This window comes from Actomonas aquatica, assembly GCF_019679435.2.
GTDB classification, from domain to species: domain Bacteria; phylum Verrucomicrobiota; class Verrucomicrobiia; order Opitutales; family Opitutaceae; genus Actomonas; species Actomonas aquatica.
Genome location: NZ_CP139781.1, coordinates 4,280,508 through 4,304,534, shown reverse-complemented (window position 1 = coordinate 4,304,534; position 24,027 = coordinate 4,280,508). Strand labels below are relative to the sequence as shown.

Below are 24,027 nucleotides of genomic sequence, written 5' to 3'. Positions count from 1 at the left end.
AACGAAAGCGTGGCCCGCTCCACACTGCTACCGCGCCACCCCATCCTCCTCCGCCAGCGCGTAGACCCGAAAGTTCCGGTAACGCGCATCGGTCCACTGCATCTGCCGCAGCCCGATGCGCCCCGCCCCCAGCACCGGCCCGGCCCGCTCGCCGTCATCCGTGTAGTCAATGATGGCCCGGCCGTTGACCGCCAACCGCACCCGGTCGCCGTCCTTCACCAGCACGACCCGATGCCATCGCCCCGGCTCACCGCCGTCCACGACCCCGGCCGGTCCGTTGGCCAAGAGAAACGCCCCCCGGTTGCGTCGCAGGTTAGACACCCGCCGCACCTCGCCCGGCGTGCGCGCGAAATAGGAGATGTGATAGGCGTCGATCGCGCCCTGGGTGTAGCGCAGGAACACGCCGTCCCGCGCTGGCATCGACGTATCAAACATATCGATACCGTCGCGCCCCCGCGCCGCAAAAAACACGATGCACAAGCCTTCCTCGCCCAGCACATCGATCTCCCATTCCGCCCAAAACCGCTCGGGCCAGACTTCCGGACACCAATACACCACATGCCCCTGCGGTCCGTCGGGCCGCGCCGAACGCACCCGCATCCCCGTCTCGTCGTGAGCCACCACGCCCGGGCCTTCCAACACCCAGTCCGCCACGTCCTCCGCCGCCACCAAGCTGCGCTCATACCACAACCGCCCCCGCTCGGCCTCCGTTGGTGCCTCGCCCGGCGAGCTTACCCCCAGCAACGCATCCATGCCGCCCCGATGGCGCTCCCCCGCTTCCGCCGCCCAAGTTTCCGGTCCGGTTTCGCCTGACCACCACCGCAACCCCTTCACCGCAAAACGATCCGGCGTCAGCACCACGTCGCGCCCCGGCGGCATCGTCCACGCCGTCCCCGTGCCCGCCCCCAACAGATACGGCGTGCCATCGAGCCACACATTGCAGGCCCCTCGCGACCGATCCCAACTCACCGCCAAATGATGCCAGCCCGGCCCCGGCCACTCCGGCAAAATGACCCGCACCTCGCGCTCCCGCCGCCCGGTTTCCGGATGCAGCCACGCCGCCGACAACATCGCCGTTGATTCCCCCGCGGTGAACTCCAGCAGCAAGCCGTCGCCCACCTGCACGATCGGTTGACGCCACGACGCGGCCGCGACGCCCGTCCGATGCGCCTGCGGCAACTCCAGCCACAAACTCACCGCGCCGACTTCTGGCAAGGGCTCCGCGAGCTGCGTCCGTTGTTCGCCGGCGCTCGGTTCCGCCCCCAGCACCGACACCACCGAGACCACCACCAGCCACCAGCGCCACACCCTCACGGCGCCACCCTCAGGCGCACGTCGGCATCGCCCGTCCCGATCGTCGCCAACAAGCGCCCGTGCTCCGCGTCATGATGCCAGCTCAAGGCCCCCTCCACCGCGACCGGCGCCTCCGGCAGGTCGATCAACAAGGTCAAGAGCGCATGGGTTTCCCCGCGCACCTGCACGTGATGCCCGTCGGCGCTCACGCTCACCGCCACACTGCGGGTCTCCAGCCCTTCCCCGGCGGGTAACAATACCACGGTCTCCCGCGCTTCGCCCGGCACGATCCACAAACCGAGCCCGTGGGCGTCCCGCGCCAGCCCCCAATCGGCCAGGCCTTCCCGCAGGTCGACCGCGATCACCGCGCCTTCCCGCACCGCCACGGCGTAATGGGACAACGGCACCGTCCACTCGCCCGACTCCACCGGCGCGCCCGTCCACCAGTCCCGCCAGCGACCCTCCGCCGGCAGTGCCACCTCACGCGTGGTGTCGGCCGCAAACACCGGCGCCACCAAAATGTCGCGCCCCAGTCGGTGTTGCCACGTCTCGGCATCCACGTCGCGCAAGACCGGCTCGCCCGTCACATGTGACTCCCGCGCCAAGCCGAAGTAGTAGGGCGCGAGCGCCGCATGCCACTGCGCAAAGCGGCGGTAGACCCCCACCGTCTCTTCATCGTGCCACCACGGCAGGTGCGCCGTCAGGCCACCGTTGGCGCCGCCGTTGCTCATCACCGGGAAAAACGCCCCGAGCTGCGCGTGCCGAATGAGCTGCTCCTTCGTCGGCGCGATGCGTTGGTAGCCGCCCACTTCGTAATACAGCGTGCCGTAGCCGGCGCGCGCCGACACGTAGAGGTCGCGCACTTGTTTGCGCATCCCTTCCCACGTGCCGGTGAAATCGCCCGCCCAGCCAATCGTGCTTTTGCTCACCGGCGCCGCAAAACCGCCCTGATGCGAGAAGGGCCGTGCCACCACCACCGAATCCGGATTCCGCTGCCGCGAGACGTCGTGCAGGGTCGCATAATAATACTGCCGCCACGTCGCGCGCGGCAGCCGCCCGAGGAAGGTGTCGACATACTCGTCGGTGTAATCGTCCGACACGTCGACCTTCCAGCCATCGATGCCCAGCGCCGCCACCTGATCAAAACGTCGCGCCCACCACGCCACCGCTTCCGGGTGCGAAAAATCGATGAGCCGCCCCCGCCCTTTCCACCAGTCAAACACCCGCCCGCCGTCGACCGCGTAACCGCGCGCCACCACTTCGTCGCCCATCGGGTCCGCCTGCAAGAGCGTGTCCTTGCTGGTTTCGTTCACCGTGCCGGTGAGCCACATCACCACCTTGATGCCGCGGTCGTGCAGCGCGTCGACCAGCCCCCGGGGATCGGGGTAACGCGCCGGATCCCAATTAAAATCGTTGTAGGCCGTGGACCACGGACTGTCGATGATCACCGCCCCCACCGGAATGTCGCGCGCCTTGTATCCATCGACCAATGACAGGGTCGTTTCCGCGGTATTGCCGTTGTCCTCCCACACCCAGGGGCGAAAGGCCCAGTAGGGCACCGGCGGCGGATTGCCCGGAAACGGGGTCGGCGGCGGCAGCACCCGCCCGGCTTCACCACCCGTCAAACGCGCCCAGGCTTCGTCGAGCTGCGCCGCGTCGCCCCAGGGTTGCGCCCGCGCGAGGTCCAGCACCACGGCGGCCACATCCCGCCGGCCGTAGCGTTCAAAGCCGCGCGCCAGCCACAGCGCGTCGTCGACCCCGGCCACGCGGGCCGGCAGCTCGGGCTGCGCCAGCCAGGCATCGCCCACTTCGATCGCCAACTCGCGGCGCACCGCCCCGGCCACCAGCGGCCAATAGACCGCCTCCAGCGGAGACGCGGCGGTCGTGGCTCGCAGCTCGTCGTGCTCACTGTCCCACAACAATGCGTCCACCCGCGCCCGTTCGCGTTGCGCCGTGGCTAACCATTGCGCGCGTTCAGCGGCGTCCCGACTCCACTCGGCCAGCAGCCGCGCCTGCACCTGCCGTCGCGTGACGGCGATCACGTCGTCATCACCGGCTGCGCTCTCCGCACTGGCCGCATGAGCGCGGCGGGCCTCGGTCAGCCACGTCTCGCGGTCCGTGTGATCGACGGTTTCCCGCCACTGCGTCTCCACTCGCAACCAGTCGAGCAGGTCGCGCGGCGTCTCGACCGCCGCGACCACCGTCGCGAGTTGCAGCAACAGGCCCAGGGCCAAAACCGACCGCAGGCGGCCGGAGCGAAAAGGAACACGGGAAATAAGCATCGTTCAGCGAAAAGGCCCGGCCGGATGGGGAAGGAGGCAACCCCACCTCCTTCCCACCCTAACCAAAACCAGAGGACTGCGCCTTAGGTTAAAAACTGATCGTATTGGTCAGTGAAAAGACCCGGCCAAATACGGGGCGGTGGCGATAGACCACCCACTCGAAATCGGCCGCATCCACGTCGTTGATCGACGACACTGCGATGGGATCGGTGTTGTCGAAGAGGTTGCTCACGTTGAGCTGCACCTTCCACCGCAGGTCGCGGCCAAACTTGCGCTGGTAGGCCAGGAACAGGTCGGCGGTGAAGAGGTCCTCGCCTTCGTCGTAGCGGTTCACATCGAAGGCGCCGTTGGCCATCTTGTAGTAACCGATCACCGGCGCGCTGGTCCATTTGCCGGTGCCGCCGATGCTCAGACCCTTCAACACGCTGTCGCGATCGAAGGTGTATTTGCCGGTGAGGCGCACGTTGTATTCGCTGGACGGGAAGACCTTCACCTTCTCGCGGGTCTGCAGGAGCGCATATTGTTCGTCCACCTCGGTGAGGTATTCGGCCAGCGTCTTGTTGCGATCGGCCGGCGTGAGCGACTGATCCTGCGCCCGATAGAAGGGCATGCGTTCATCGTAGAAGGCGCGGATGTCGGGACCCACGTTGCGCTGCTCGTTGATGAGGCGCGAAGCCGACAGACGGAAGGACCACTGCGGCGTCGGGTTGCCGATGATCATCAACTCCTCGCCTTCGCCGGTGCGGTCCGAGGTGGTGTGGTTGCCGTTGAGGGCCAGGATGTTGGTATTCACCACGCCATTATCGACGAGCAGGTCCTCGATGATGGACATGAGTTTGATCGGCGTGTTGATGCTGTCGCCGTTGGTGATGGAGTTGAGCTCGCTGGTCTTGAAGTGCAGCAGCGACACGTTGACTTTGTCTTCGAAGAGATTGAGCCGCACGCCGATGTCGGTCGACTCGCCCGAAGACGCTTCGACGTAGTCGCCGTAGAGATCGCGACTGGTCGCGCGGGGCGAGAAGTTGGTGGCGTAGTTGCCGGTCAGGCTCAGCCAGTCGGTCACGTGCACGACCGCGCCGAAGTTGCGCGAGATGCCGTTGGTCTCTTCGGCCGGATCGAGGAAGGCCGCGTATTTGGTGCTGGTCGCACCGGCCGGAGCTCCCGGGACGATCTCCACCGCGTAAGGCAACTGCGTGACCGAATCCGTCGCCATCGGCGCCGTGGTGAAGTCGCGGTAATCGCGGCGCAGACCAATCGTGGTGACGATGCGATCATCCCACCAACGGCTCTGCACGACGCCGAGCAGCGTATCCAACTCATCCAAGGTGTGGTAGGCGGCCCAAGACTCGCGGCGCAGGAAACTCGCGGTGTAGCCGTCCTGCGAAAACCCGTCGGAGTAGTAGAGATCGCGGTAGTCGCTGGCGGCATACTTGCCGTTGGCCGGATCGAGGTATTCGCGCAGGTAAAAGGCGAGACGACCCGCGCGCAAATTGCCCGTGACCGGACCGTCGGGCGTGGCGGTCAGCGTGAGTCGACCGTTGTCCCACCATTCGTCGCGCTCGCTGTGTTCATACATGGCGGCGATCTGGTGCCGACCGAACCACTTGCTGATGCCCGTGAGGTCGAGCTCGTAGGAAGCGGTGAGGCGGGCGTCGGTGATCTCGATGCCGCGATCAATCCAGAACGGGCGCGATTCGATATACCATTCGCCCGGGTGGGTGTTGTCGCCAAAGTCATTGGGGTCGACGTAGATGTCGCGGCTCACGCTTTGGCCGGTGCGGTTGATCGAGTCGGAGTGACCGAACGAAAAATCGAGGTAGAAGTCGTCGGTGACGCGCTGCGTTATGTTCAGCTCGGTGATCTGCTGGTCGTTGTCGTTGATGCCGTTGGGACCGCCGCTCCAATATTTCTCCGGGTAGTCGAGACCGGTCGCGACCGTGTCCATGCGATTGTCGTTGGTGAAAATGTCATCACCCACCGCCGTGCGGCGCATGTTGCGAATGACGCCGTCCACCATGACCCAGCGGTCGCTGTTGGTGGTGGTGACGCCGGCGGTCGAAGCGCTTTGCCGATCGGACGAGCCTTCGAGCACCACTTGGTTGTTGGCCGGCACGGCCGTGACGAGCGGCGCGCCGGCGTTGAGCCAACGGGTCACGTAGTCATTGGAAAAGGCGCCGCGCGGGGAGGCGCGATGCGTCACGCGGTCTTCGTAACCCAAGGTGATCGTGGTCGAGGCCGTGGGTTGCCACCGCGCGGTGAGGTGCATGCCGCGGTCCTTCTCGTAAGCCGGCTCGCGGTAGAAGTCGCGGTCTTCCCAGAGGCTGTTGAACCGCAACGCGAGCGTGCCCGGAATGAGCACCTGATTGAGGTCGGTGGAAAGACGTTGGCTGCCGAGATCATCGGTCCGGTGCTGCACCTCGTAGGCGCTGCGCGCCAGCATGGGCACCTTGGTCGCGTAGTTGGAGGAACCGCCGGGGTTGCCCGCACCAAACAGGATGGAATTGGGGCCCTTGGAGAACTCCACGCGGTCCGAGTTGTAGGCCTCGTAGGTGGAGTTGAGATCCATGAAATTGCGGGTGGCGATGCCGGTCTTGAACCCGCGGATCTGCATGTAGTTGTAGTTCCAGATCGAGACCTCCTGACCCTCCGTGTTGTAGCCACCGGCGCCGTTGGGTTCGACGCCGTTGGCGAGGGCGGTGAGGTCCTGAATGTCCTGCACGCCCAGGTCGGAGATCAGCTCCGGCGTGAAGATGTCGAGCGGGTTGGCGAGATCCTTGATCTCGGTGTTGGTGCGACTGCCGGCGAGGGTCGAGTTGGCCAGATAACCGACATCACGATCGGCGCTGACGGTGAAGGGGTTGAGCACAACGAGGTTTTCGTCTTCCGGCGCGTCGGGCGTGGGATTGTCGACGCCTTGCGCAAGGACGCCCAGCGACCAACAACTCAGGCCGAGCACGGTCAAGGCGCGGACCTTGAGTCGGCCCGCAGGGGTGAACGGGGAACTACAGATAGGATTCATGGTGGGATGGAGGTAAGGTGAAAGGCGTCGCGCCTCGCTCGGGGTCGAGTCCCGCAAAAGGCGCGGCCAGGGGAATGCCCCAGCAGGCAGCTGCGCCCCCATCGAAACAACGTGGTCGTTTCGCAAAGCGTTGCGAAACGCGGCCACCCTCAGCGCACAGTCGGCGCGCGTGCCATTGGCGCCGTCGACCTTCGCAACGATTTGCCGTGAGGCGTGCTTTGGCCGCATCCCGCCCGGCGCTTGAGTGGCAACCGCCTCGTCCGCTTCGCCTCCCCCTTTTCGCCATGAGTTGCCCCTCCCCTTCCCCTTCGACGCATCCCCGCGCCCACCCGGCCGCCCCGACCGACGTGCTGCGCCGGATGCTGCCCGGACTGGACGTATCCGATTGGAAACTACACCCGGATGCCTGCGGCACCGGCGTCTTTCTCGCGCCCGCGGTCACTCCGCCACACCCCGCGGCTGCAGCGACGGCGACCTTTGCGCTGGGTCCCGTGGCCGGGCTGCGCCGCTTCACCGCGTCTTTTCGCTGCAGCCCCTTTTGGGTGCGGCCCACCGTCGGACTCGACATCGCCGAGGTTCCGCCGGGCACGATGTGGCTGCTCGCGGAAACCACCGCCGACACCTACGTCCTGTTCGTTCCTTTGCTGGGCGACCATTGCGCCTTCACCCTGCAGGGCGACGCCGATGGTCTGTCGCTGCACGCCGAAACCGGCGACCCCGCCGTGCCGGTCGCCGCCGAGGTGGGGTTGTTTGTCGCCAGCGGTCCCGATCCGTTTGCCTTGCTGCATCGCGCGGCCGAAGCCGTGCGCCGGCAGCAAAACCTCTCCCCCGCCCCCGCCGACCTGCCGGTGCCGGATTTCGTGGAGCTCTTCGGCTGGTGCACCTGGGATGCGTTTTACCACGAGGTCTCACCCGCCAAGGTGCTGGAGGGCTTGCGCGCCTTCGCCGCCGCCGGAGTATCACCTCGCTTGCTGATCCTCGACGACGGTTGGCAAAGCATCAAAACCGCGCCCGGCGGCGAAAAGGTGCTCACCGACTGGCAACCCAACGCCCGCTTCGGCCACGACCTCAGTGCGCTCGTGCAAACGAGTAAAACCACCTTCGGCATCTCCCGCTTCCTCGTCTGGCATGCGCTGACCGGTTACTGGGGCGGCGTCTGCCCGAAAGCGTTGCCCGCCTGCGCGCCCCGCCGCGTGCCCCGCACCTTCAGCCCCGCCCTGCTCGTCCAGGACAAGACCGGTGAACTCGCCAAGTGGGGCCCCGCCGTCAACGTGCCGAGCGCCGCCGCGGTCGCCGACTTTTTCGAGAACTATCACCACCACCTGCGCGCCCAGGGCGTCGATGGCGTGAAGGTCGATAACCAAGCGGTGCTGGAGGGCGTCGCTTCCGGCCTGGGCGGGCGCGTGCCCCTGTCCCGCGCCTACCGCCGCGCCCTGGCCGCTTCCGCCCAGCGCCACTTCGACGGTCGCGTGCTGCACTGCATGTCCTGCAGCCCGGAAGGGCTCTACCTCGGCCACGCGTCGCTCATGCGCACGTCCGACGATTTTTGGCCCGACCGCGCCGCCAGCCACGGGCAGCATCTCTACAACAACGCCCACGCCAGCCTGTGGTGGGGCGAGTTCATCCGCCCCGACTGGGACATGTTTCAATCCGGCCATCCGCGCGGCGGGTTTCACGCCGCGGCCCGCGTGCTCTCCGGCGGCCCGGTCTACGTATCCGATTCTCCAGGACAACACGACGCGGCGCTGCTGCGTCAACTCGTGCTCAGTGACGGCTCGGTTCTGCGTGCCGACGGGCCGGGTTGCCTCACCCGCGACCTGCTCTTCACCGATCCCACCCGCGAGCCCGCCTTGCTCAAGATCTTCAACCGCGTCGGCGACACCGGCCTGCTCGGCGTCTTCAACGCCCAAGCCCCGCGCGACGCGCAACCTGCAGCGACGGCAGCGTCACCGGCCCGCCTCACCGGCACCACCGGCGTGGATGATGTGGCCGATTTGGCCGGCGACGCTTTTGTCGCCTACCATGCCCGCACCCGTCGCCTCGTGCCCTGCGACCGCCACACGCGGCTGGAATTCGACCTCGCGGCCGGGGAGTGGGAACTCATCACCTTTGCCCCCGTGGTGGACGGCTGCGCCGTGATCGGGCTGGCCGACAAACTCAACAGCGCCGCCGCCGTCTCGTCCCGCCGGGACACCGCCGACGGCACCATCACCGAACTCAACCTCCGCGATGGCGGCGAGTTCCTCGCCTGGACGCCTCAACCGCCCGCCGCGGTGCACTGCGACGGCGCGACCGTGCCCTTCACGCACACGACCGACGGCGCCGTGCGCGCCCACTTGCCGACCGGAGCACCCCGCCACGTGATGCTGCGCTGGAGCTGACCCGGCGCCGCGGCCGCCCAACCACCCGGGCCCAAAAAAAGCGTGGTCCGGCGGACGCCGAACCACGCTGAACGTCGGATTGAAACGCCGGGGCGATCAGTCGTTGTCCGTGATCGTGAGGGTGGCGCTGGTGCCCACAGTGTAACCCGTGCCGGGCAGCACCGTGAGGATGGCCGTCTCATCGCCCTCCACGATCGAGTCGTTGTTCACATCGAGCACAAACTCGACCACGCCGCTGCTCGACAGTGTCTTGGTCGCGGGGATGGACACGTAGTCGACGCCGTTGGTCGCCGTGCCGCTCATCGCGATGTTCACCACCAGGGAGGTGCCCGGCGACGGCGTGGCCTTGAGGCGGAACTTGCCGTTGTTGCTCGGCTCCCCCGCCGTGCTGTCAACCAACGTGGCGTTCACCACGGGCGTGACGTCGTTGTCGACGATCGTAATCGACGCGCTGGCCGGACTGCCCACCGCGTAACCCGAGCCGGAAGTCACGGTGAGCACCGCGGTCTCGTCGCCTTCCACCACGTAGTCGTTGGTCACATCCAGCAGCACATCGAGCGTGCCGCTGGAGCCGATGGTGAGCGTGCCGTAGTTGGCGATGGTTTTGTAGTCGGTGCCGTTGGTGGCGGTCCCACTCATGGTCACGTTCACGGTCAACTGCCCCGACGGAGCGGGACTGGCCGTTAGCCTGTATTTGCCATCGTAATACGGCTCGGCGGCATCGTCATCGATGGCGGTGACGGTGATCGTGGGCACCGCCACATCGTCGTCGGTGAGGGTCACGGTCGCGCTGTCCTGCGTGCCGACGTCGTAGCCGACCCCGGTCGCAAGCGTCACCACCACGGTCTCTGCGCTTTCCACCGTGCTGTCGTCGAGGACCTCCACGTCGACCACGGCGGTGCCGCCGGTGCCCACGGACACCGTGCTGGCGATGGCCGTGTAGTCGCTGCCCGCACTCGCCGTGCCGCTCACGCTCAGGTTGACCGTAACCGGCGAGCTGGGAGCCGGCGAAACGGAGACCGTAAACGCCCCGTCGTTGGCCGGTTCGCCGGCGGCCGGATCACTCGCGCTGATCGTGGCGACCGGGCCGGCGCTGGGCGCGTAGAGACTGTAATACCCCTGGGTTGGCGAATAGACCGCGCTGTCGAACGCGTTGGCCGGGGTCCCCGTCCAGGTGCGCGAGGGCGCGGTGTATTGCGGGTCGACCGTGTAGCCCGCGCTCGCCTTGAAGCGGGCCGTATTGGTCAGGGTGATGTCGTTCGTCACCTCTTCGAGATTGGCGTTGGTCCAGACTCCATCGACCGAGAGGATCGAATCGGTGACGTTGATCTCGCCATTGTCGTAGGACTCCAGCGCCCACTTGTCGTTGTTGTGAAAGGTCGACAGGTAAACGTGCGCGACGCCCACGTTGCCATTGGTCTGCGAGCCCACCCACAGACCGTCGGAGGCATTGGTGCCGCCCCAATTTTTGTTATAGGCCGAGAGGCAGTTGATGTAGACGCCGTTGTTGCCCCAGTAGCGGAACCCCTTGGCGTTGCCGATGGCGACGCTGCTCACGTAGGTGACGTTGTCGGCCTTGTCGTCGAAGCCGCCATCGTGGTTGTCGAAGCTGTAGCAGCGGGTGTAGGTCACGTTGTAGGTGGCCTCCTCGGTGGAAAACCCGTCGCCGTTCCAGTAGGTGCCGGTCGACTGCACGAAGCGGTTGTTGCGCGCCACACAATCGATGAGCGTGACGTCGTGAATGCGGGGCTCGTCGTTGGTGTCACCGCCCACAAACCCCGCCGGGATGGACAAGGTCGGGAAGGTGTCGTCGCCGCCATTCGCGTCGGCCGAACAGGTGTCGAAGGTCAGGTATTCGATGTAGTCGGCGTAACGGAAGCCCTTCTTGCGGTAACGCACCACGTCGCAATCGATCAACGTCACCTGCGAAGCGTTGCGGATCTGGAAGAAGTCCATGCAGTTCTGCCCGTCGATGTTCTCAAAAACGAGGTTGTTGCGCAGCGTATAGGTCGTGCCGGAGAGATTCATGCGCACCGGAAAAGCGTAGTTCTCGATGCTGAAGTCCTTGAACACCCAGTGCGCCGTCGAACCGGTGAACTTGAGGAAGATGTCGGATGACAAGGCACTGTTGTTCACGTTGTAGGTGCCGCGAAACACCGGCAGACCGCCGCCGGTGTCGACGCCGAGCAGCGTCTTGGGCGAACCGGCCGTGCCACTCGAACTGATGTTCAGGACGGTGCCGGCTCCCATCAGGTAAGTGCCGCTGCCGATGTTGAGCGTGTCGCCGGCCCCGAGGGCGCCGACGGCAGTGACCAAATCAGAGGACGGAAAGGCATCCGCCCACGAGCTGCCGTCTTCGGCGCCAGCTCCGTTGACGGTGAGGTAATAGTCCGTGGCGTGCAGCGGCAGCAGAGGCACCGCCATCACACCAACAAGTCCGACCAGACGTCGGCGGACGGTGGGGATGAGTCGATTCATGGGATATGGGGGTTTGGCGAACGATCGCCAGGCCAAGAGACCGAGCGCCGTCCGCGGGGTAGGGATCGGTTCATCATCCGCCAAGTCGCCTCGGACGGATAAATGAGCGGAGTTCCCGCTGCACTCCGGGAGAGGGGCACACCGGGAGATGCAGCCGTGGGTCATCCCGGCCCCGCCCACAACGCCCCCAACCCGCAATCCGTTGCGAACCGCCCCACCCAAAAGGCGAGTCCACCACTTTTCGTGAATTTTCGTGCCTTTTTGTGGCTATATTCCACCCCTCCCTCCGAGTTCTCAGTGTCCCCTCCGTGACCCCTGTGTCAAAGACTCCCAGCCTCTCCGCCGCCTCGCCTCCATGTCCCCCGCTCAACTCCGCACCCTCGCCGCCGAAGAAGTTGCTGCCACCCTCGCCGATCTTCCGCCGGAGCTGCGCCCGCACGTCGACCGCATCCCCGTGCTCTACCATGACCGCCCCAGCGCGGAGATCCTCGGCGCCGAGTTTGAGCCCGACATCCTCGGCCTCTTCGTCGGCCCGCCCCACGGCGAGGACACCGGCGACCGCAACGACATGCCCACCCAGATCCTGCTCTTCCTCGGCAACCTCTGGGACTTCGCCGAACACGACCGCGAAATCTTCCTCGATGAGGTCCACGTCACCTTCCTCCACGAACTCGGCCACTACTTCGGCTGGGACGAAGATGACCTCGCCGAACGTGAACTTGATTGAATAACCCGGGTCCCAACCTCGTCAGACCTCCTGCCAATCGATGCGGCCTCCGCGCCGCCCCTGATTCCCTGTAGGCTGCGAGCTCGCTCGCGCTCCCCCAGACCCTTTCGCAATTCGACATTTCCAAAACTCCGCCGTCGTGCTTAGTTCCGTCACAGTCCGACCCGTTATGAAGCGTTTCCTCATCCTCGCCCTCATTGCCTTCAGCTTCGCTGGTGCCCTCCGCGCCGAGCGCAGCATGCCGCGCAAAGACTACGTCACCCGCATCGAATCCTGCGAAGCGATCATCCGCGAGTTCCAGGCCAGCGCCGACTACCAGATCCCTCAAGCCGTCCTCCAAAACGCCCAGGCCATCGTCATCACCAACCAGTTTAAGGCCGGCTTCCTCTTCGGTGTGAAGGACGGTTACGGCGTGATCATGGTGCGCCGCCCCGACGGCTCTTGGAGCATCCCCGCCATGCTCTCGGCCGGTGAAGCCAGCTTCGGCCTCCAGATCGGGGCCAACTCCGTCGAGACGGTCTACATTCTCAACGACGTCGACATCGCCCGCCGCCTCTACAAGGGCCGTTTCAACATCGGCGTCGACGCCGCCGCCATCGCCGGCCCCCGCGTCGCCGAGACCACCAAAATCAACCGCGAGATCCTCGCCGCCCCCATCCTCGTTTACACCAAGAAGACCGGCCTCTTCGCCGGCGCCACCGTCAAGACGGGCTGGATCGCCGCCAACAACGTCGGCAACCGCGCCTTCTACGAGACCCGCTACGGCCTCCCCGAAATCCTCTTCGGCGACTGGGTCGCCCTCCAACCCGAGGCCGAACCCCTCCACCAATACATCGCCCAAATCACCCAGTAAGCGATCAAACCACTCTCCCCCGCCCGGCCCCCAAAAAGGGCCGGGCTTTTTAGTGCCCCCCGCACATCTTTCTCTTTCCTCTTTATCTTTCTTCTGACGGCGCAACGCGCCGCCCAAAAGCGGTGGGTTCGAATTCCGGTCGTCGGGGATAAAGAGAAAGATAAAGACGAAAGAATAAAGACCGCCCCCCCCGTATCCCGTATCCCGTATCCCGCATCCCGCCCCCCCCGCATCCCGACGCATCCCGCCCTCAATTAAACCACGTCAGCGCCGGCCGCCCCAACGACTCCCGCAAGGTCGCCGCATCCGCCCACGTGCAGGTCCCGGCCTCCTCGTCGCCATCCAAAAGCGCGATAAACTCAAACTGGCCGCCCGCGTCTGCGCCCTCCCCCTCGCCCGCATCAGCACGCACCGACTCCTCCGCCCACACCCGCACGATCTCAATCGCCGGCAGGGTCTGCCGCCCGAGAATCTCCACCAGCGGGATCTCCAGCATGTCCCCATAACTCCGATACACCACTTCGGTGCACACCAGCCGGTCACTGCTGAAGAAATCGAAATCAAAATCATACGGTTTGCCCGCATGGGAAAACGCCCGCGCGATCGCCGTGCGTTTCTGCTCCACCGATAAACGCGGACGCAGCACCGCCACCGCATCCGCCTCACCGATCGAGTGCTCGATCGAGGTAAACACCACCCCTTCGCTCATCGCTTCGATCACCGCAAAGGCGTGTCCCGCCGCATCCGTTCCGGCAAACTCCGCCAGCTTCGCCGCCACCGCCGGATCCTCCGCCAGCCCCAGCGCCCGCACGTCCTCCGCCGTGCCCACATACAGCGCCGCGTGCGGCCAATACCCCGGCAGGAAGGCGTTCGACATATACCAGTTGCGCCGCTCGATCAAAATGTCCCCCGGCTGCAACAGCGGCTGCAGCCGCTCCAACAACTCCGGCGTCACCAGCGTCTTCCCCTCCCGCGGCGCCCGAATCTTCGCATCCCCGATCAGGGTCGAGATCGCCGCGCTCGCCCGATAATAGCTGCCCCCCACCGCCGCCTTCGCGTCACTCATCGCCGTCGCCACCTTGTAGACCAGGATGCGTTCACTCAGCGCCGCCGTCCGCGCCCCCGCCTCCGCAATTGCCGCATGCAACCGCGCCGCGACCACATCCTCGCCGCCCGGCCCCAACCCCACCGACTCCCACGCCGGCAACGTCTCATGATAATGCCGCCACCCAGCCTCCAACCACCGCCGGTGCGCGATGTTCGCCAGGTTGGCGCGGATCCGATCATACACCCCCGCCGGCACGCCCCAGCGCGGCTCCGCTTCATTCAGTTTCCGGATCGCGGTCTCACTGCCTTCAAAGGCCAACACAAAGCGCGCCGAATAATCGTAAACCACCGCCGCCGCCGCGTAGTGCAGCAGCAGCGCCCGCAACCGCAGCCGCTCATCACCCACCTGCGCATAACGCTGATACCGCCACACCGTCCGCAACAGCGCCTGCCGCAGCGACAGGTAACTCACCAACATGCGCCGCATCTCATCGTCGTCCTCCGGCCGATAATAACTGCGCTCCCCCGCGTGTAATTGCTTTTCGAATACTCGGAAGCGCGCCTCCAGGTCCGCCAGTCCGTCGATCACCGCCACCAGTCCGCGTTCATCCGCGCCCATCCGCTCCGCCAACACCGCCGGCTCCAACTGATGCAGCGCCGGCGCGTCCGTCTGCCGCCACTCCAGCGGCCGATCCCGCAGCAGCCAGCCACCCACCACCAGCGCCACACTGCTCAGCGCCGCCGCAATCACTCCACTCACCCACAGCGGCGGACGCCACAGCTTGCGCTCCACTTCCCGCCCAGCCGTCTCCGCGCCCGGAAAGTCCGCCGCCATCGCTAGCAACGCCTCCACCAACTCCGCCCGCTCGCGCCGCAACGCGACCACCCGCCGCCGCTGCAGCAAGAGTTTCACCTCCGCCCACCAGATCGGCAGCACCACCCGCAGACGCCGCCCCACCCAGATCGCGCACAGCCCCGCCGCCGGCATCAACGCCAGCCACGTCACCGCCACCCACGGCATGAAGTAGCGCAGCATCGCCACCGCCACCCCCGCATACCACAGCCCATACACCGGCACGCCCACCAGCACCCGGTGCAACGCCACCGTCACCCGCCCCGGATGATCAAACCGCGCCGCCACCACCCGCGTGATCCCATGCGGCACGAGGTGATGCAACAACCCCGCCGAACCCAACCCCAGCGCCACCACCAGCCGCACCGCATCCCACGCCACCGCCACCAAACGCCGCGCCAGCGGTTGCCGAAAAAACCGCGCGTCCGCCGGCAACCCACTCGCCTGCCGCCGCGCCCGCCAAGCCTCCACCCGCGCCGCCATTGCCTCCGCCCGCGCCCGGTCGGCCCGATGATAGTGGTTGATCGCATCCGCCACCCGCTTGCGCAGCTTCAACACGCCTTCCACCCGCAGCCCGCGCCGCGCCGGCAACAGCCCTTCCACTTCCTCCAACAGCGGTTCCCACTGCGCCTCCTCGAGGTGCACCACCACGTCCTTCAGCGCCGCATCGATCACCGGCGTGAGCGCCCGCATCGCCGCCCGCCCGTCGCCCTCGTGCTCGGCCAACAAGGCATCCACCTCGATCGCCGCGCCCACCTGAATCCACACCGCCGTGCGAAAGCGTTCCTTGCGCTCGTAGTTGATGCCCACCGGCACCACCCGCAGGCCGCGCACGCCCGCCTCCACCGCCGCCATGGCCATGCGCGCCGCGCCCGATCGCACCAACGCCACCTGCACGTCGTCGTGACTTTTCCCCTCCGGAAAAATGCCCACCACCGATCCCCCCCCCTCGCCCAACGCGGCCGCCGCCTGCGCCAACGATTCCAGGTTCTTCTTCACCTCCGCGCGCCCGCCCCCATCGCTGCCACGATAGGCCGGGATCATGCCCAGCGCGTGCATGATCCGCCCAAATACCGGCATCGTAAACAGCGGCGCCTTCGCCATCAGCCGCACCGGCCGTCGCGCGGCCACCCCCAGCAGCACCGGATCGAGCAACGAGTTGGGATGATTCGCCACCAACAGCACCGGCCCGTCCTCCGGCACCGCGCCGGTCACCTCGATGCGCGGATAATAAAAACGCGCTACACCATGCACCAACCCCCGCGCCATACGACCCAGCCAGGAGGTGCCTGCCCCCGCGCTCATACCGTCCCCTCCACCGAACCTTCCAGATGTGTGATCAGCGCCGCCAACACCGTGTCGCTCACCAACGCCTGCACGCCCGCGCGATCCATTTCCGGACACTCCACCCGACCGCTCAACTCGAGCCATTGCCCATCCGCCAAACGTTCCGCCAACGCCCACCACGCATACGGCACCTCGACCTTTTCCGCCGGCCACGGCTCCGCGTAACCCGTCGTCGCCACCGCGATGTCCGCCTCAAACAACAACGCCGCCCCCCGTGCCATCTGCCGCGCCACCTCGTCGCTCACGCAATTGCACGCCGCCGCCGACTCCCGGTGCACCCCCAAATGCCGCACCTTCTGTTCGAGCGTGTAGGCCGTGATCCCCCCGCGAAAAAACACCGACGCTCCCGACAGCGAACCAACCCGCGCCTGCACCCCCCCCGAGGTCAAACTCTCCGCCACCGCCAACCCCATCCCCGGCCGGCCCGCCATCAACGATTTAAGAGGAAGCAAATCCAACACACCCCCAACACTGACGCCATCCCGACTCCCTGAAAAAGCACAAAACAACCCCCAACAAGTAGCAACGGACCTGTCGGCCGTTCCCCTGCCCCTCCGCCGTTGCCCCTCCGCCGTTGCCTCTCCGCCGCTGCCTCAATCCTTCTTCCCACCCTTCGACTTCCCCTTCCCCTTCTTCTTCCGTTTCGCTTTCGCCTTCTGCTTTTTCTTCTCCTGCTTCGCCGCCTTCTTCTCCTGCTTGATCGCCTTCAGCACCTTCTTGCGCTGGTCCTTCTGCACGATCCACCCAAAGCAGTCCGGCGAACCGCAGCGGCACGGATGATCCTTCCAGTTCTCCCAATCAAAACCGTAGTCGTAATTCAGCTCCTCGCCGGCCGGGATATCGCGTAGCGCGCTGATCCAAATGTGCCCGCGCACATTCTCCGTCTCGCAGTTCGGATTACACGAATGGTTGATCAACCGCGCCGTGTTCCACGACACGTCGCCGTCGAGATCGTAGCGCTTGTTGATCTCAAACAAATACACGCAGCCATCGTCGCCCGCCTCCTGCCGCGCCACCCGCGCCTCATCACGCCGCTGCGCCTCGGCCTTGGTGATCTTCTCGCCCACATACTCGAGGATGCGCGTCTCCGCCGGAATGTCCTTCGCCGCATAAATCCCCGTGCCGTGCACCTGCGACTGCGCCACGCGAATCCACTCCGACGTCGTCGGCTCCGGCGTCACCTTCGTCTTCGCAGCCGCAGCGGACTTCACGGACGTCTTCTTTTTCGTAGCGGCTGGTTTTTTGGTCGTCTTGGCCATGGGGAAGGAAGCGGGGAACCGAAAGTCCGACACAGAGGCGCGACCGCGCGCTCACTTCAATTCCAAACCCACCGGACAATGATCACTGCCCATCACCTGCGGACTGATCCACGCCCCCTTCAACCGCGACGCCAGTCCGGCCGACGTAAGGAAATAATCAATACGCCACCCGATGTTCTTGCCGCGCGCCCCCGCCCGGTAGGACCACCACGAATAATGATCCGGTCCCGTCTCAAACTCCCGGAACGTATCCGTGAAGCCGCTCTCCAGAAACCGGTCAAAGCCCGCCCGCTCCTCCACCGTGAACCCCGGGTTGCCCACATTCGCCTTCGGCCGCGCCAGATCGATCTCCTTGTGCGCCACATTCAGATCGCCGCAAAACGCCACCGGCTTCTTCGCCTCCAGCCCCTTCAGGTAGTTGCAGAAATCAACATCCCAGCGCTCCCGATACGGCAGCCGCACCAGCCCGTGCTGCGCGTTGGGCACATAGACATTCACCAGATAAAAATCCTCAAACTCGACCGTTAGCGTGCGCCCCTCCTGGTCGTGCTCCTCGATGCCGATGCCCTCCGTCACGCTCAACGGCTTCGCCTTGCTGTCCTTGGTGAAGACCGCCGTGCCGCTGTAGCCCTTCTTCTTCGCCGCGCTGAAAGCCACCGAGTAACCCTTCGGCCACTCCACGTGCGCCACGTCCCCCGGATGACACTTCGTCTCCTGCAGGCACAGCACGTCCGGCTTCTCCGCCGCAAAAAACTCCAAAAACCCCTTACCCAACACCGCCCGCAGGCCATTCACATTCCAAGAAACCAATTTCATCGCGCGCATGCTCACGCCCCGCCGCCAATAATCAACCCCCGGCTGCCAACCCGCTCTTTCTTCTTTCTCTTTATCTTTATCTTTCTCCCCGCCACCTCGCTCCCCACACTCCCCCCCCTCCCCATGAGCACGCTCCTCCTCATCGACGACGACGAAAACCTGCGCGGCATGCTCGAAGAGCTCCTCCTCGGCGAAGGCCACCGCGTCATCACCGCCGCCGACGGCGAACAAGGCGTCCGCCTCGCCCGCGCCCACCGGCCCGACCTCATCGTCTCCGACGTGCGCATGCCCGGCCTCGACGGCCACGCCGCACTCGCCCAGCTCCGCCAGTCCCCCGGCCTCGAACACACCCCCGTCATTCTCATGACCGGCGAAGCCGACCTGCCCGACATGCGCAAAGGCATGGACCTCGGTGCCGACGACTACCTCGCCAAACCCGTCGAACACGCCACCCTCCTGCGCACCGTCGACCAGCACCTCAAGCGTCAGGCCCAGCGCGAAGCCGCCGCCTCCGCCGAGCTCCAGACCCTGCGTCGCAACCTCGACGCCCTCCTCCCGCCCGACCTCGTTGAACCCCTCCACGAAATCGTCGGCTGCGCCTCCGTCCTCGAAGTCGACGCCCAGATCATGCCCCCCGCCGACGTGAAGGAATTCGCCGGCAACATCCTCGCCGCCGCCGACACCCTCAACCGGCGCTTCGAGAACTTCATCCTCTTTTCCCGCCTCGAGTCCGGTCAGCTCAAACCCACCGCCTCCGGCCCGGCCGTCTCCCTCGCCGACCTCGTGCGCCACGCCGCCGAACACGCCGCCCGCCGCCACCACCGCACCGAGCACCTCCGCCTGGACCTCGCCGACGTCACCGCCGCCGTCCCCCGCGAATACCTCGCCAAACTCGTCACCGAACTCGTCGACAACGCCTGCCGTTATTCGCTGAAAAGTGAACCCATCGACGTCGCCCTCGCGCCGACCACCGACGGTTACCAAATCACCATCACCGACCACGGCATGGGCCTCCCCGACCCCCTCCCCGCGACCACCGGCTACGGCCTCCGCCTCAGCGAACACCTCACCCAAGCCCTCGGCGGCACCTGGACCTTAGACAACCGCCCCAAACGAGGCTTAACCCTCACCCTAAGCTTCCCCCGCTAAACTAATCTTTCTCTTTCTCCCCGCCCCCGCAGCGGCCCTGCGTGCCGTCAGAATAAGGATAAAGACGCCAAAGATGTAGCAGCGGCCGTCTCGGCCGCTCCTCCCCGGCCCGCCATAGCTCCCAGAGCGAAGGCGGATGCCCCTCGGCCCAACCACCCAGCCACCCAGCTACCAGCTACCAGCCACCAGCCACCAGCACCCAGCCCCTAGCAACCAGCACCCAGCACCCCCATTTTGCGATTTGCCGCCGCCCGGCCGTTAGCCGCATCGTGACCCTTCGTCCTCCGATGCCTGCCTTTTCTCCCATCCCTCTCGGCCAGCCCATTCCCGATCGCCCCCACGCGGTCTCGTGCAGCCTGCCCACCATGCGGGACGTCATCGGCTACGAAGAAAAAGACCCGGCCGTCATCCAGCACCTCACCACCGGCTACCCCCGCTTCGTCGTCCACAGCTACAACCGACAACTGGCCGCCGTCGTCATCGCCGATCTCGAACTCGCCGATCACCAACTCTGGCTCACCTGCTCCGCCCGTGCCGCCGATGCCCTGCTCGCCGAGCTCGGCTCCGCCCACGCCATCCGCGTTGACCACGAGGGCCTGCACGGCATCGCCCACCCCACCGACCGCGACCTCGCCCGCCGCGCCAAAATTTACCTCCAGAACACCGGCGGCTTCCTCTCCTCCCGCGAAGCCGAAGACCGCCTCGCCGCCCGCGGCGCCCTCGCCTCCGTCGACCCCGAAACCCTCGCCCCGGCCGATACCGCCCTCGCGACCGTCACCGACACCCTGCTCGCCGCCTACCCCGGCACCGCCCGCCGCGACATCATTCTGGCCCCCTCGGGCATGAACGCCATCCACGCCGCCTGGTCGGCCCTCGCCGACCTCCAAGCTTCCCGCGGCCGCACCGTCTGGATCCAACTCGGCTGGCTCTACCTCGACACCATCGCCCAACTCCAACGCTTCACCGCCACCCCGGCCGACTACGTTGCCCTGCACAACGTCACCGACCTGCCCGCCATCGAAGCCGCCATCGCCGCCGCCGGCGACCGCTTCGCCGGCATCGTCACCGAAGCCCCCACCAACCCCCTCGTCCAGACCGCCGACCTCCCCGCCCTCCGTCAACTCACCCACGCCGCCGGCGGCCGCCTGCTCATCGACCCCACCCTCGTCTCACCGCTCAACGTCACCGTCCTCCCCCACGCCGACGTCGTGGTGAACAGCCTCACCAAATACACCGCCCCCGAGGGCGACCTCATCGCCGGCGCCACCATCATCAACCCCACCGGCCCCGACGCCGATTGGCTCCGCGCCCGCATCGAACGCCGCAGCGATCCCATTTACCAACGCGACCTCCGCCGCCTCGCCGCGCAGATCGCCGACTACCCCGCCATCATCGCGCGCACCAACACCAACGCCGCCGCCGTAATCGACTACCTCCGCGCCCACCCCGGCGTGAAAGATGTTTATTGGTCGCTCCACCCCGACTCCCGCGCCAACTACCTCCAAATCGCGCGCAGCCCCGAGCACCTCGGCAGCATCATCAGCTTCACCGTGCACGGCGACCTCGCCGCCACCTACGACCGGCTCCACCTCGCCAAAGGCCCCAGCTTCGGCATGGAGACCACCCTCATCTGCCCCTTCATCTACCTCGCGCACTACGACCTCGTGACGACCGAAAGTGGCCGCGCCGAACTCGCCGCCGCCGGCATCGACCCCCACCTCCTCCGCCTCTCCATCGGCACCGAACCCGTGGAAGACATCCTAGCCACCCTAGACGCCGCCCTCCCGAAAACCCCAAACACACCACAGCTGTAGCCGGGGTCGCCGACCCCGGTCCCCCCGGCCTCTCCGCCAACCCTCCCTCTCCAGCATTTCAGCCCTCCCCGCCCTGATCGCTCCGAGTCCTCTGTGTCTCCTCTGCGCCCTCTGTGTCCAAATCGCCGTGCCTCCCAGCCCTTCCGCCCAGCTCGCCATCAAAGCCGTCCCCAACGCCGCCCGCAGCGAGCTCGTCGGCTGGCTCGGTGACGCGCTCAAAGTGAAGCTCAAGGCCCCGCCCGTGGACGGCAAAGCCAATGCCGAACTCTGTCGTTTCCTCGCCGAGGTCCTCGAACTACCCAAAGGCTCGGTCACCCTGGCCACCGGCGCCAGCGCCCGCCAAAAACGCGTCGCCATCGCCACCCTCACCCCCACCGACCTCCAGTCCCGCCTCAACCAACTTGTCACCCAATAGGTGACACAATTAGCCTAGGCTAATTCTCGAATCTCGGCCGACGCCACCACCGCCCCCCCCACCGTCCGGTGGTCCCGCCTCAACCAACTTGTCACCCATCAGGTGACAAAATTAGTCTAAACTAATTTTTATCTCACTACAGGGTAATATCTTGCGCTTATAGACTACGAACGACCGCGTCACCCATTAGGTGACACAGCGCCGACCTCCAGTCCCTAGCATCCAGCCCCCAGAAACCCAGTCCCCAGCATCCAGCCCCCAGTCCCCAGCACCTAGTAATCCAGCCCCTAGCTCCCAGCCCCCACGAGCCTCGCCAGCCGCTCGGCTCGCGTCCGCCGCAGGAAGCGCCAGTTGAGCGCCACGGCCGCAAACACCAGGCCCGACGCTAGGCCGACCCAAATGCCTTGCGCGCCCCACCCGGTGCGCGTGCCCAGCCACCAGCCCAACGGCAGCGCCAGGCCCCAATACGCCAGCGCCGTGATCGCCGTCGGCACCACCACGTCACTCAGGCCGCGCAGCGCCGCGGCCGCGACTACCTGTGCGCCATCCGCGAGCTGAAACACCGCCGCCACCACCAGCAACGACGCCGCCAGCACGATCACTTCGCGCTCCGGCACAAACTGCGCCGCCAGCCAGTCGCCGCCCACCGCAAACAGCAGCGCAAAGGTCCCCATCACGAGCCCCGACATGACCTGCGCACTGCCCGCGATCGGCCGCAGCGCCTCAAACCGTTTCGCCCCCAGCGCCCGACTCACCCGCATGCTCACCGCCATCGAAAGCCCCAGCGGGAACATGAACGTAAACGCCGCACAACTGATCGCGATCTGGTGCGCCGCCAGCTGCGTCGCCCCCAGCCAACCCATCATGATCGCCGCCAGACCAAACGCGCCCGACTCAAACAACAAACTGAACGAGATCGGCACCCCCAACCCGAGCAAACTCCGCACCCGTTCCCACGCATAACCGCCCCACCAGCGCGTCGGCCACGCCGCTTGAAAATGCGTCGCCCGGCTCACCCACCACCAGATCGCCACCACGCCCAAGGTGCGCGAGATCAACGTCGCCCACCCCGCCCCCGTCAGCCCCATTGCCGGCGCCCCCAGCCGCCCGTAAATGAACACCCAGTTGAGCCCCACATTCAGGACCACCCCAACCAGCATAAACACCATCGGCATCACCGGCCGCTCCAACGACTCCGCAAACTGCCGCAGCACCTGGAAGCCCAAGGTCGGCACCAACGACACCGCGATCAGCGCGTAATACGGCGGCACCAGCGCCAGCACCTCCGGCGGCTGATTAAACAGATGCAACATCGGCCGCAGACCCAGCATCGCCCCCATACCCAGCAGCCCCGCCGCCAGACCGGTCACCACACCGTGCTTCAACCACTCCGCCGTCTGCGTCTCGTCTCCCCCGCCATGCGACTCCGACACCTTGACCGCCACCGGGATCAGCAACCCGATCCCCATCACAAAAAACACGCCCCAAATACTCCCGGCGAACGCCGACGCCGCCAACGCCTCCTTGCCCACGCGCCCGATCATCACCGCATCGGTGACGCTCATCAGCATCTGGCTGACCTGCCCCACGATGATGGGGCCGGCCAACCCCAGCGTGCGCTTCGCTTCTTGGACATAGGACGACATCAAACGTAAACCAACGGACCGTGCCCACCTGCGCGCAACTCCCATTCGCAACCATCCGCCTTCCGCCCGCCTCCCTCGCATCGACATTCGCCTCACCTCCGTCACACTGCCCCGCCGATGAAACTGAGCCGACCGCTCCTCTGGATCACCCTTCTCCTCATCGTCCTCGCCGCCGTGCTGCGTTTTAAACACACCCGCCGCGCCCAACCGGTCACCGCGCCCCACCATACGACCAGCGCCAGCCCCACCCACGCCCCCTCAACGGTGCCGACACCCGCACCGTCACCCATCATCGCCACACCGTCCCCTGCCCCCGCCCCCGCTCCGGCCGCCACATCCGCCGCATCCACCGCATCCACCGCATCCACTTCCGCCTCCGACCCTATCATCATCCAAGACGGCACCACCATCGACTTCTCCTCCGGCCAAGCCGTCATCATCGACTCGACCAACGACCCCCAACTCCAGGCCGACCTCGCCGAGATGCAGGCCGCCCTCGAGGAGCTCGAAGCCCCACCCTCCGCCAACCACCCCGACGCCCCTGCGCCCACGCCTTCCCCCCAACCCGCCCCCACGCCCTGACGCGACTTCGACGCTTCGGCCCCCTTACCGCTTTGCATTCGCCCCTCACCTGCCCAAGCTCCGCCC

16 protein-coding genes are annotated in these 24,027 nt (G+C 66.2%); 7 read left to right on the top strand and 9 right to left on the bottom strand.

All coding sequences use genetic code 11. The features are described from left to right. Nucleotides 1-27: 27 nt before the first annotated feature. From K1X11_RS16395 to K1X11_RS16385, 3 genes are all read right to left on the bottom strand, one after another. On the bottom strand, nucleotides 28-1,314 hold the full coding sequence (locus K1X11_RS16395; RefSeq protein WP_221031320.1) for a DUF1961 family protein: 1,287 nt from the start codon (nucleotides 1,312-1,314) through the stop codon (nucleotides 28-30). Beyond that, nucleotides 1,311-3,575 (bottom strand): TIM-barrel domain-containing protein, encoded by a 2,265-nt coding sequence (locus tag K1X11_RS16390; RefSeq protein WP_221031319.1) that lies wholly within the window; start codon nucleotides 3,573-3,575, stop codon nucleotides 1,311-1,313. Before K1X11_RS16390 ends, K1X11_RS16395 begins: the two co-directional genes overlap by 4 nt. Nucleotides 3,576-3,663: 88 nt before the next feature. After that, nucleotides 3,664-6,594, bottom strand: a complete 2,931-nt coding sequence (locus K1X11_RS16385) for a TonB-dependent siderophore receptor (protein ID WP_221031318.1) — start codon at nucleotides 6,592-6,594, stop codon at nucleotides 3,664-3,666. Nucleotides 6,595-6,878: 284 nt separating this feature from the next. On the opposite strand from K1X11_RS16385, the gene K1X11_RS16380 reads away from it, so the two are divergent. Further along, nucleotides 6,879-8,975 (top strand): Sip1-related alpha-galactosidase, encoded by a 2,097-nt coding sequence (locus tag K1X11_RS16380; RefSeq protein WP_221031317.1) that lies wholly within the window; start codon nucleotides 6,879-6,881, stop codon nucleotides 8,973-8,975. Between the two features lie 96 nt (nucleotides 8,976-9,071). Here the strand turns inward: K1X11_RS16380 and K1X11_RS16375 are convergent, their stop codons facing one another. Further along, nucleotides 9,072-11,453, bottom strand: a complete 2,382-nt coding sequence (locus tag K1X11_RS16375) for a Calx-beta domain-containing protein (protein WP_221031316.1) — start codon at nucleotides 11,451-11,453, stop codon at nucleotides 9,072-9,074. Nucleotides 11,454-11,808: 355 nt separating this feature from the next. On the opposite strand from K1X11_RS16375, the gene K1X11_RS16370 reads away from it, so the two are divergent. Both K1X11_RS16370 and K1X11_RS16365 read left to right on the top strand, forming a co-directional pair. Continuing rightward, nucleotides 11,809-12,180, top strand: a complete 372-nt coding sequence (locus tag K1X11_RS16370) for a metallopeptidase family protein (protein WP_221031315.1) — start codon at nucleotides 11,809-11,811, stop codon at nucleotides 12,178-12,180. 169 nt (nucleotides 12,181-12,349) lie between these two features. Next, nucleotides 12,350-13,033, top strand: coding sequence for a lipid-binding SYLF domain-containing protein (locus K1X11_RS16365; RefSeq protein ID WP_221031314.1), 684 nt, complete (start codon nucleotides 12,350-12,352; stop codon nucleotides 13,031-13,033). Nucleotides 13,034-13,283: 250 nt separating this feature from the next. Here K1X11_RS16365 and K1X11_RS16360 read toward each other — a convergent pair whose 3' ends face one another. From K1X11_RS16360 to K1X11_RS16345, 4 genes are all read right to left on the bottom strand, one after another. Beyond that, the gene (locus K1X11_RS16360) at nucleotides 13,284-16,238 is read right to left on the bottom strand and encodes a 1-acyl-sn-glycerol-3-phosphate acyltransferase (RefSeq protein ID WP_221031313.1); all 2,955 of its coding nucleotides are present in this window, start codon (nucleotides 16,236-16,238) and stop codon (nucleotides 13,284-13,286) included. Further along, nucleotides 16,235-16,732, bottom strand: a complete 498-nt coding sequence (locus K1X11_RS16355) for a CinA family protein (protein ID WP_221031312.1) — start codon at nucleotides 16,730-16,732, stop codon at nucleotides 16,235-16,237. The genes K1X11_RS16360 and K1X11_RS16355 overlap by 4 nt, the downstream gene beginning before the upstream one ends. A 141-nt stretch (nucleotides 16,733-16,873) precedes the next feature. After that, nucleotides 16,874-17,539 carry an SET domain-containing protein gene (locus K1X11_RS16350; RefSeq protein WP_221031311.1) on the bottom strand — a complete coding sequence of 222 codons (666 nt, stop codon included), beginning with the start codon at nucleotides 17,537-17,539 and terminating at the stop codon, nucleotides 16,874-16,876. Nucleotides 17,540-17,590: 51 nt separating this feature from the next. After that, nucleotides 17,591-18,355 carry an exodeoxyribonuclease III gene (locus K1X11_RS16345; protein ID WP_221031310.1) on the bottom strand — a complete coding sequence of 255 codons (765 nt, stop codon included), beginning with the start codon at nucleotides 18,353-18,355 and terminating at the stop codon, nucleotides 17,591-17,593. A gap of 123 nt (nucleotides 18,356-18,478) precedes the next feature. Here K1X11_RS16345 and K1X11_RS16340 point away from each other — a divergent pair, with 123 nt between their 5' ends. The 3 genes from K1X11_RS16340 to K1X11_RS16330 all read left to right on the top strand — a co-directional run bounded on the left by K1X11_RS16340 (nucleotide 18,479) and on the right by K1X11_RS16330 (nucleotide 21,733). Further along, nucleotides 18,479-19,504 carry an ATP-binding response regulator gene (locus tag K1X11_RS16340; protein ID WP_221031309.1) on the top strand — a complete coding sequence of 342 codons (1,026 nt, stop codon included), beginning with the start codon at nucleotides 18,479-18,481 and terminating at the stop codon, nucleotides 19,502-19,504. A gap of 287 nt (nucleotides 19,505-19,791) precedes the next feature. After that, on the top strand, nucleotides 19,792-21,318 hold the full coding sequence (locus K1X11_RS16335; RefSeq protein WP_221031308.1) for an aminotransferase class I/II-fold pyridoxal phosphate-dependent enzyme: 1,527 nt from the start codon (nucleotides 19,792-19,794) through the stop codon (nucleotides 21,316-21,318). 127 nt (nucleotides 21,319-21,445) lie between these two features. Beyond that, nucleotides 21,446-21,733 (top strand): DUF167 domain-containing protein, encoded by a 288-nt coding sequence (locus tag K1X11_RS16330; protein WP_324726010.1) that lies wholly within the window; start codon nucleotides 21,446-21,448, stop codon nucleotides 21,731-21,733. A gap of 287 nt (nucleotides 21,734-22,020) precedes the next feature. Here K1X11_RS16330 and K1X11_RS16325 read toward each other — a convergent pair whose 3' ends face one another. Continuing rightward, nucleotides 22,021-23,379, bottom strand: coding sequence for an MATE family efflux transporter (locus K1X11_RS16325; protein ID WP_221031307.1), 1,359 nt, complete (start codon nucleotides 23,377-23,379; stop codon nucleotides 22,021-22,023). A 117-nt stretch (nucleotides 23,380-23,496) separates the two neighbouring features. On the opposite strand from K1X11_RS16325, the gene K1X11_RS16320 reads away from it, so the two are divergent. Continuing rightward, a complete protein-coding gene (locus K1X11_RS16320; RefSeq protein WP_221031306.1) occupies nucleotides 23,497-23,961 on the top strand; it encodes a hypothetical protein in 465 nt (154 codons plus the stop codon). Nucleotides 23,962-24,027 lie beyond the last annotated feature (66 nt).